This window comes from Limnospira sp. PMC 1279.21, assembly GCF_032349615.1.
In the GTDB taxonomy this organism is placed as follows: Bacteria; Cyanobacteriota; Cyanobacteriia; order Cyanobacteriales; family Microcoleaceae; genus Limnospira; species Limnospira fusiformis.
In genome coordinates this window covers 1-8,607 of record NZ_JARPLU010000182.1, presented here as the reverse complement: position 1 = coordinate 8,607, position 8,607 = coordinate 1, and the positions used below count along the sequence as shown (strand labels likewise).

Sequence of the window (8,607 nt, the reverse complement as noted above, 5' to 3'; positions counted from 1 at the left end):
GTTCCTCCCCGGTCTAAAGACACGGGGCTTCCACGCTCCCAAGAGGTTTACGTGATATAGCGGGGATTTGTTTACTTAGGATTAGTTCGGTTCCATCTTGGTTCCACTCCACGCGATCGAATATTTGCTCAAGAATATACAATCCTCGTCCGCATTCATGTTCATCATGGGGTAGTTCTGGGTCATCCCAGCAGTTATCATTAGTTTCCACTGCTGACAAGCTACAGCCACAGGATGGGGGTTTAAATCCCCGTCCTTGGTCTGAGATCAACCACCAGAACTGATTATTGATGATCGCAAAACGAACGACAACCGTTTTACTGGGATCTAGCTTATTGCCGTGTTTGGCAGCATTAACTAGGGCTTCTTGTAGTCCTAGTCTGATTTCATCTTGGCACTCCGAGGGGATTTCGGCGAGAAGTAAATCCAAAATCGATCCCAGATAGAGTGTAGAAGCAAAGCTAATTGTGACCCAGTTACGTTTAACCGGACGTGATGATATGGCAATCACTTAGAAAACTCCCAGGCTTTCAGGTGAACTATTTTCATCAACTGCATAGTTGTGAATACTCCACTTATGTTGAATCAAGTTGTTGTTTAAGTTTAAGTACCCGTCCCTAAATTAATATTAGCAAAAAAATCCGGAAAATGCAAATTTCCTCAAAAATAATCTGCAATTGTCTTTAAATCTAATGATAGTAACAAGGACTCATTGCCTGGTTTGGCCAATGTGGTACTTTTGACCCCACCCCCGAATATGTTTTGCATTAGGGTATTATCTATTCCTTAGTTATCATTATTAATTATCTTCGGAGATCACCCTTTTCATAAATCAGTGATTGGGGAGCAACATTCCCACTGGTGGCAGCCCCTGAGAATTGATATCCTACATAGAACTGATCCGCCATAATCTACTGTATCATCAGATACTAAATTGCCGATTTTAGCGATCGCCTCACTGCATAAATCTAGTATTTTGTCAACCCCATGCACGGAATAACTAGGATTTTCAAGACGGGCCAAGATTATACCATAGTTAATGACAAGTTAATCATAATTTTGTCCCCCCCCCGTTAATTTATTGACACCAATTAGTAGGGGAACAATTCAATAGCCAACTGTCAATTAAAGAGGCTAAGTTGTATATAGGAATCGTGAGACCCAACGTGATTATAACCATCTTCAATATATTTAAGAAGAGAACCTGCCACATATTCAGCTAATTTGACGGGAACCGCATTGCCAATCATCTGTTCCAAGTCAGATTTACTCCCCTCAAATTTGAAAGACTTAGGAAAGGTTTGGATATAACTTCTTTCCATAGTAGTTAGTGGTCGTAGAGAGGGATTGAGGTCACAGGCATCGCCGTGATGTTTTTGATAAGTTTTAGGGATAGGTCGATTTACACCTCGCACTGTGGGACTAGGTTCATAGATACTAAAAATTCCTCGCCTTTGATAACTTCTTGGGTGACGATAAAAATACTCAATTCCCAAACTCAAACCTAGATAATCAAAAACTGTCATCGGCTTAGAGGCATAATTTTTGAACAAATAAGGTTCTAAAAAATTGTCTTTTCCTTCTAGTTCACCGATGAGAAAATATCGTTTTCTGGCTTGTGGAACCCCACAATAACTAGCATCCAAAACTGAGCCAGTCAAACCATAGCCACTGTTTTTTAAGATTTGCCAAGTCACTTTAAGAGTTTGACTCTTGGTGATTCTGGAAACATTTTCCATCATAAAAAAGCGAGGCTTAATAGAAGCAATAATGCGAGCAAAATTGATAGTTAAGTTAGCACGTCCTAAACTTTCATCCCTTTTACCCGCGCTGGAAAAATCTTGGCATGGGGGACCACCAATAATGACTTCTGGTTTATACTCTCGCAGAGTATGTATCACGCTTTCTTCAGATAAATCAACTTGAAAAATGGGATGTCTGAAGTTACGTTGATAAACTTTAATGGCTGGCTGCCATATCTCGAATGCAGCTTTAATATCAAATCCAGCATTTTCAAATCCCAAAGATAATCCACCACATCCAGCAAACAAATCTATAGTTCTCATAGTTCACAAATTTATAGTCAAAATAAATCTGGTGAGTTGTATATTATAGCATCAAACCTTCTTTCGGGACTCAGTAAATTTTGACCATCTCCTAAAATAATATTTTTGATTTCCTGCTTAGGGATTCTTGGTTGTCGCCAAGACTCTGAGTTCATATATTCGTGAGTTATTTTTCCATTGACTGCAAATGCTTTATCATTTTTGGTGTTGTATGAGCAGGAATCAATAATGCTTACATGGTCAAATAATCCGCGATCGCCAAAATCACTTAACATTTTAAATAGCCAAATTACTGTTCGTGTATATCTGGAAATTTTGATGATTTGACCAAAGTTTTCTATTTCTTGTTTAGCCAAATTGATAAATAATCGACTAAAGGAAATATCACTCCAAATAAATACATCTAAACAGTTAGTAGACAATTGGGGAGACTTTCCCTGAGTTTTCCAAATTGGCTGCATTAAAAATGGTTTTTGAACTGAAACAATGTGGCTCATTAAGTTATCGATCGCTTCTATCATAGTTGAGACATAAGGAATTACTGATAGGGGTTCTGTCCAATCTAAATCCTGTGGAAATGTTAATTGTAGTAATTCCGCCATATTAGTTCCTTGTTGCCGAAGATTAGAGGCTATGCTACAGGCTAAATCAACAATAGTATCGGGTCGTACTACAATTTCACATCCGTACTGATTTTCAGGTAGTTCGCAAGTTGTATTATCTGGTAATGCGGTCAGTTTAATTTCCATAGCACGCAAACAAAGTCCGTTAGTTTGCGTAACTAAATCAACTCTGGGAAGGGTACCAATTAAATATTGTTGATAGGGTGTAAATTGTGATTCAAAAGCATAAAATGCTAGATCCGATTGAGGATTAATACCAAAAACATCTTCGGTGGCAATAGTTGTATGCTCAATCTCTAAGTTAGAATTTACTTTAATATAGATATTTTCAAGATTGATCTCATGCAAATAGCAACATAAAGCTGTCGGAAAAGATGAATTAAAACAATTTTTACCCCAGGATTTTTTTTGTAAGAAATCGCGATTATAATATCTTATCCCAAATAAGCTAGGCTGCTTTTTAACCATTTTTATTATGATTGAATCGTTTATCCAAAATATAACCAAAATCGACCAGCTACCGAAACCATGATTAATCAATCATCAGTCCTAGTTATTGACACCAATTAGTAGGGGAACAATTCAATAGCCAACTGTCAATTAAAGAGGCAGATTGAATCGAGCGAGCAAACTGATATTCAGCATAGCGGCGTAGTATTTTTTCCACGGTTATCCAAGCTGATGGTTGATAGGTATTCCAGAGATTAGTTAATTCAGATTGGGCTAAATGTTGAAGAATTGCCAAGGGTTCTGCTGCTAGACGCGCATCAATTTTGATGGATATTTCCTCAGTTAGATAACGCCCACCTGCTTCGGAAACTGAGGATGATTGATGGTCATTATGTTGGCTGGTAATGCGGGATAATTCGACTAAATTAATGATACCCCCAGCCGCTAAACTGAACCCTACCAACCAATTAGGGTCGCTAAAATTAGGGTTTAAAGGATGTTGAGTTAGACAACATAACTGGACCTGGGGAGCAATTCCCGCCCAAGCTAAGAGGTGAAAAATTCCATGAGTTAAACGGGCGACTATACCGATCGCATTTTCCTCTGTAGAGGTATTAGGAAGTCCTTCTAGGCGGTCTAAATGTTCTGACAATAGCAAAAAGAGTTCCGGTTGAGGTTGTTCACTCAAGGCTTGACTAAGAACCAATTCAGCCAAATATTGACCAGCGGCTAATTTACCCAAATTTTTAGCGAGTCCACTATGGGAGTTGATAATTTCCGCCTGAGTAATTTTATCAAGCGATCGCCCTTTGGCAATTAACCACTGATTAACCACAAATAAACCCGTAGTCCCCCCCAGACGCGATCGCGATTTTCTCGCCCCCGGTGCTACCACTCGCATCAGACCAAATTCTGGTGTTAAAATAGTTAATAGGCGATCGGACTCTCCCAGAGGTATCGCCTTTAAAATAATCCCAGTAGCTTTATAAGTACGACTCATTAATCCTGATTTTCTTGGTTGAGTTGATGGCGCGGGTTGCGGATAATATGTACCCCTCCAGAAGTACCTAAACGGGTCGCCCCCGCCTCCCAAAGTGCGATCGCCTGATCATAAGTGCGAATACCTCCAGAAGCCTTAATTCCCACCTGAGACCGCGCTACTTGCTTGAGTAACCTAACATCCTCGACCGTCGCACCTCCATAATATCCCGTGCTAGTTTTGAGATAAGTAACCCCCGCATCAATAGCCAATTCCGCGGCCAGACGTTTTTCTGCGTCTGTCAAAACGGCTGTTTCCAAAATGGCTTTAACCACCACTCCGGTTTCCTCGCAAATTTCGGCTAATTCCCGGTTAAACTCATTAGTTTTTCCCGACTTTAACCAACTTAAATTAATCACCACATCCAACTCAGTCGCCCCATTTTCGACCGCTTCTAAGGCTTCATACAGTTTCACGGCGGAAGTATTCGCACCACAGGGAAACCCAATTACCGTACAAACTTTAGGGCTTTTATTGTGCAGAAGTTCCCGCGCCAGTTTGACAAAACCAGGGAAGATACAAACGGAAGCGAAATTATATCGATCCGCTTCTTCACAACACTTTTGGATTTGTTCATCAGAAGCCGTCTGATTTAATAAGGTATGGTCAATTAGGGGCGCAATATCAAGATCATCGTAAGATTCTCTCATCATATTAGGATGCTCTAATTCAGTATCATAGATTTAAATTAATTGAACGTCATAACAGGGAGCAAATTTGCTCCCCATAACTAATCACTTCAAGCTGTAACTTTCGAGAGTTCGGCGGGCGGCAATTCCGCCGACTCCACTTTTTTAAAATTCTCTAGTTGTTGAGTAATTTCAGCAGTTACAATGTCGCGATATTCGAGGAAATGTTCATTGTGGGCGCAGACCGTTAAATAATGTTCCCAAACCGCCGGGTTATGGCGAATAATACCCAATAAATGATGCCAGAATTTCCACCGAGTCGATCGCTTAATTCCTTGTCGCCAAATAATAATTGCCAAAGCCCGTAAATCCACCAATTCAGGAGTTTTAAAAGGGGTTTTACTGCGAGGTGCGCCTAATTTCAGGAAACAGTTATAGGTTCTGTCTAAATAGCGATCGGGTTCATAGAGAGTCCGAAAAGCCTGGATATATTCGGCGGCAATTTCTTCAACCGGACGAGTCGGAATAAAGTTCATTAACATAGTTTGGTTAGTAGCGTGTTGGCTAATATTTTCCCGATCCGCTAGTAAGCGTCCTTCTTTCTCCAACCGATGCCATAATCCGGTATTGGGGAGGGCTTGCAACATCCCCAACATGGCAGTAGGAATACCAGCCTGATCTACAAACTCAATCACCCGGGAAGCCGCCCCAGATTTTTCGCCATCAAAACCGATAATAAATCCCGCCATTGGTCGCAAGCCAGCCCGGATAATTTTATCGACAGATTCGCTTAAAGAACTACGGGTATTTTGGAATTTTTTAGTTAAAGCCAAACTGGCTTCGTCCGGGGTTTCAATACCCAAAAATACCGCATCAAAATTACAGTCAACCATCATATCCATGAGTTCTTCATCGGCGGCTAAATCCACTGATGCCTCTGTATTAAATCGGAAAGGATATTGATGTTCAATTTGCCAAGTCTTGAGGGCTTTTAGCAATAACTTAACATTGCGCTTATTGCCGATAAAATTATCATCGACCATAAACACTCCCCGCCGCCATCCTAATTCATACAGATAATCTAATTCTTTGAGGAGTTGTTCAGGATTTTTGGTGCGGGGTTTGCGCCCGTAGAGTACAATGATATCGCAAAATTCGCATTGGAAGGGGCAGCCACGGGAAAACTGTACGGACATAGAGTCATAAGCATCCAATTCCAGCAGATCATAACGGGGAACTGGAGTAGTGCTAACATCAGCTTTTTCTGGCGATCGGAAAGTGCCACTGGTTTCTCCCCGGTTAATGGCTTCGACAAATTGGGGTAAGGTGATTTCGCCTTCGTCCAGGATTAAATAATCTGCTTCGGCTGCAACTTCACCAGGGACTGAGGTGGCATAAGGTCCACCAACAGCGACGGGTTTACCTCGGCGTTTGGCTTCCTGAATTTGTGCCAGCAGATCGACTTTTTGGACGATCATGGCGGTGAGAATGACTAGATCCGCCCATTCCCATTCGGCTTCGGTGACGGGTCGGATATTGCGATCGACTAACTTAAATTCCCATTCTTGGGGTAAAATCGCCGCTACGGTGATCAGCCCTAGGGGAGGTAACAGGACTTTGCGATCGACCAGTTCCAGAATTTTGTCATAGGACCAGAAGGTTCTAGGAAACACTGGATAAATTAGTAAAACTCGCATTTAATCAATACCTCATTGTTTAATATGGCGATCGCTTTTGGGCGCGGAACTATAGAATCGTGCAGCATGGAACCTGGGGGAATAGGTTTCCATTAATTAGGTTTCCGCAGGATAGATTCCGCGATATCATAACAAAGGCACACAAAATTTAACATTTTTGCTAAAGTTAAGTTACAGGATATCGCAAATATGCCAGTTCAAGTTGGAGACCTCGCCCCCGATTTTACTTTAACCTCCCAGACCGGGGAATCGGTTAGCCTCAAAGACTTTCGGGGTAACAAAGCAGTAGTGCTTTATTTTTACCCTAAAGATGATACCCCAGGATGCACGGCCGAAGCCTGTGCCTTTCGGGACAGTTACACGATTTTTCAGGAAACTGGGGCGGAAGTTATCGGAGTCAGTGCGGACTCCCCCGATGAACATCAGAAATTTGTCGGTAAGTATAATTTGCCTTTTACTCTGTTAAGTGATAAGGGAAATCAGGTGCGGAAATTATACGGAGTTCCAGCCACCTTATGGATACTTCCCGGTCGGGTGACTTATGTAATCGATAATCAAGGGGTAGTCCGTCACATTTTTGATTCCATGTTGGATTTTAAAGGTCATGTGGATGAAGCCTTAAAAACTTTGCGTTCTATGTCTGCTGTCTAGGTGGACTTGGGGCAAAATTCGAGCGGGCTATAATGCCCGCCCTGGTATGATTAGTATTTATTAAAATCTTTATCCTCCGCTTTCTCAGAATTACATTGAACCATTCTATATAGATAGTCATGAAATGAAAATTAATAGCTCTGCTTTTATTCCCATGCAATTTACCGCCAAACATCTTGATTTTTCGATACATGAAAGCCCGTTAAAAACGTTACTATTAAATGGGGAAAAAGTGGGAGTTATCCTAATTGAGATGACGATCGCTATCATGGCAGGATGGCTTTTGGCTTCCTTAAATATGCCAGTAGGATGGCTGATAGGTCCGATGATTGTCGGGATTTTATTGGCTCTAATTTGGCAGAAGTCTACACCTTTACCCAAGTCTTTTAACCTGGTCGGACAGGCGATCGTTGCTTTAACTACTGCTACTCGATTTTCCCCCGAAACTTTGATACTCGGTAAAACCTACGCTTTACCCCTATTAGGTTGTATTGTAGTAACAGGTGCCATGAGTGTCTGTAATGGCTATCTATTATGGCGGTGGGCGAAAATCGATCGCACTACCGGATTTTTAGGTTGCATTCCCGGTGCTGGTCCTAGTTTAGTAGCTATCAGTGAACAAATGGGTGCTGATGCGATCGCCGTCGCCGTCCTCCAATATATCCGCATTCTCCTAGTCGCTTTAATTATCCCCACCCTAGCTAGTTTCTGGTTTGCTTCCCCTGGACTTCCAGAAATGCCATTAGTCTTATCTTCCCCTACTTCCCTGTCTAGTCCCCCCCACGCCCCAGCTTTCCTTAACTGGCTAATTATCAGCGTCTGCGGCGGTTTGGGAGTGTGGCTAGGACCTTTGCTGCGGCTTCCTTCTTCCCTATTTCTCGGCCCTTTTTTGGCGGGATTAATTGGCTTTTGGAGTTTACCTTATACCTTTGAAATGCCACCCCTCGGCTTTACTGTCGGCTTGCTATTCGTCGGACTCGGTACCGGTCTTAAATTTGATGGGAACACCGCCAAAAAGTTAATCAAAGCCGTATTAATTGAGGTAATCTTAGTCATAGTTTTAATTTTAAGCTGTTTAGGGGTTGGATATATATTCCATCTAATTACTAAAGTTGACACCATGACCGCTATTTTAGGCTCAACCCCCGGCGGAATTACCGCTATGATCGCCACAGTCCTACAACTAGGGGGAGATTCCGGTTTGGTCATGGCTATGCAGATGACCAGAATGCTATTAATTCTGCTAATTGTACCCTGGATTTTACAGCAGATGATGATTGACAAAAAAGAATAACCAACTCTCCACCAGATCTCATGTAGGGGCGGGTTCGCCTATATCCTTCCCTCCTAGGGATAAGATAAATCAACCCGCCCTCTGAGGGTTCGCCTATATCCTTCCCTCCTAGGGATAAGATAAATCAACCCGCCCTCTGAGGGTTCGCCTATATCCTT

The 8,607-nt window shown here is 42.0% G+C and carries 8 protein-coding genes; 2 read left to right on the top strand and 6 right to left on the bottom strand.

The features are described from left to right. Nucleotides 1-13 precede the first annotated feature (13 nt). The 6 genes from P5683_RS20470 to P5683_RS20445 all read right to left on the bottom strand — a co-directional run bounded on the left by P5683_RS20470 (nucleotide 14) and on the right by P5683_RS20445 (nucleotide 6,504). The gene (locus P5683_RS20470; RefSeq protein ID WP_006622631.1) at nucleotides 14-511 is read right to left on the bottom strand and encodes an anti-sigma regulatory factor; all 498 of its coding nucleotides are present in this window, start codon (nucleotides 509-511) and stop codon (nucleotides 14-16) included. A gap of 610 nt (nucleotides 512-1,121) precedes the next feature. After that, nucleotides 1,122-2,066 carry a DNA cytosine methyltransferase gene (locus P5683_RS20465; RefSeq protein WP_006622630.1) on the bottom strand — a complete coding sequence of 315 codons (945 nt, stop codon included), beginning with the start codon at nucleotides 2,064-2,066 and terminating at the stop codon, nucleotides 1,122-1,124. Between the two features lie 17 nt (nucleotides 2,067-2,083). Next, nucleotides 2,084-3,157 (bottom strand): HindVP family restriction endonuclease, encoded by a 1,074-nt coding sequence (locus P5683_RS20460; RefSeq protein WP_006622629.1) that lies wholly within the window; start codon nucleotides 3,155-3,157, stop codon nucleotides 2,084-2,086. An 85-nt stretch (nucleotides 3,158-3,242) separates the two neighbouring features. Then, a complete protein-coding gene (gene recO / locus P5683_RS20455) occupies nucleotides 3,243-4,139 on the bottom strand; it encodes a DNA repair protein RecO (protein ID WP_006622628.1) in 897 nt (298 codons plus the stop codon). Beyond that, on the bottom strand, nucleotides 4,139-4,831 hold the full coding sequence (deoC, locus tag P5683_RS20450; protein ID WP_006622627.1) for a deoxyribose-phosphate aldolase: 693 nt from the start codon (nucleotides 4,829-4,831) through the stop codon (nucleotides 4,139-4,141). Before deoC ends, recO begins: the two co-directional genes overlap by 1 nt. An 86-nt stretch (nucleotides 4,832-4,917) precedes the next feature. Beyond that, nucleotides 4,918-6,504: a B12-binding domain-containing radical SAM protein gene (locus P5683_RS20445; protein ID WP_006622626.1), complete on the bottom strand. Its 1,587-nt coding sequence runs from the start codon at nucleotides 6,502-6,504 to the stop codon at nucleotides 4,918-4,920. A 189-nt stretch (nucleotides 6,505-6,693) separates the two neighbouring features. On the opposite strand from P5683_RS20445, the gene P5683_RS20440 reads away from it, so the two are divergent. Together P5683_RS20440 and P5683_RS20435 are read left to right on the top strand one after the other, a co-directional pair. After that, nucleotides 6,694-7,155, top strand: coding sequence for a peroxiredoxin (locus P5683_RS20440; protein WP_006622625.1), 462 nt, complete (start codon nucleotides 6,694-6,696; stop codon nucleotides 7,153-7,155). Between the two features lie 124 nt (nucleotides 7,156-7,279). After that, nucleotides 7,280-8,449 carry an AbrB family transcriptional regulator gene (locus tag P5683_RS20435; protein WP_006622624.1) on the top strand — a complete coding sequence of 390 codons (1,170 nt, stop codon included), beginning with the start codon at nucleotides 7,280-7,282 and terminating at the stop codon, nucleotides 8,447-8,449. Nucleotides 8,450-8,607: the final 158 nt, after the last annotated feature.

Coding starts and splice junctions, on each gene's coding strand:
- P5683_RS20465 (WP_006622630.1), bottom strand. CDS start 2,066: ATGAGAACTATAGATTTGTTTGCTGGATGTGGTGGATTATCTTTGGGA.
- P5683_RS20440 (WP_006622625.1), top strand. CDS start 6,694: ATGCCAGTTCAAGTTGGAGACCTCGCCCCCGATTTTACTTTAACCTCC.
- P5683_RS20435 (WP_006622624.1), top strand. CDS start 7,280: ATGAAAATTAATAGCTCTGCTTTTATTCCCATGCAATTTACCGCCAAA.
- P5683_RS20460 (WP_006622629.1), bottom strand. CDS start 3,157: ATGGTTAAAAAGCAGCCTAGCTTATTTGGGATAAGATATTATAATCGC.
- P5683_RS20445 (WP_006622626.1), bottom strand. CDS start 6,504: ATGCGAGTTTTACTAATTTATCCAGTGTTTCCTAGAACCTTCTGGTCC.
- recO (WP_006622628.1), bottom strand. CDS start 4,139: ATGAGTCGTACTTATAAAGCTACTGGGATTATTTTAAAGGCGATACCT.
- deoC (WP_006622627.1), bottom strand. CDS start 4,831: ATGATGAGAGAATCTTACGATGATCTTGATATTGCGCCCCTAATTGAC.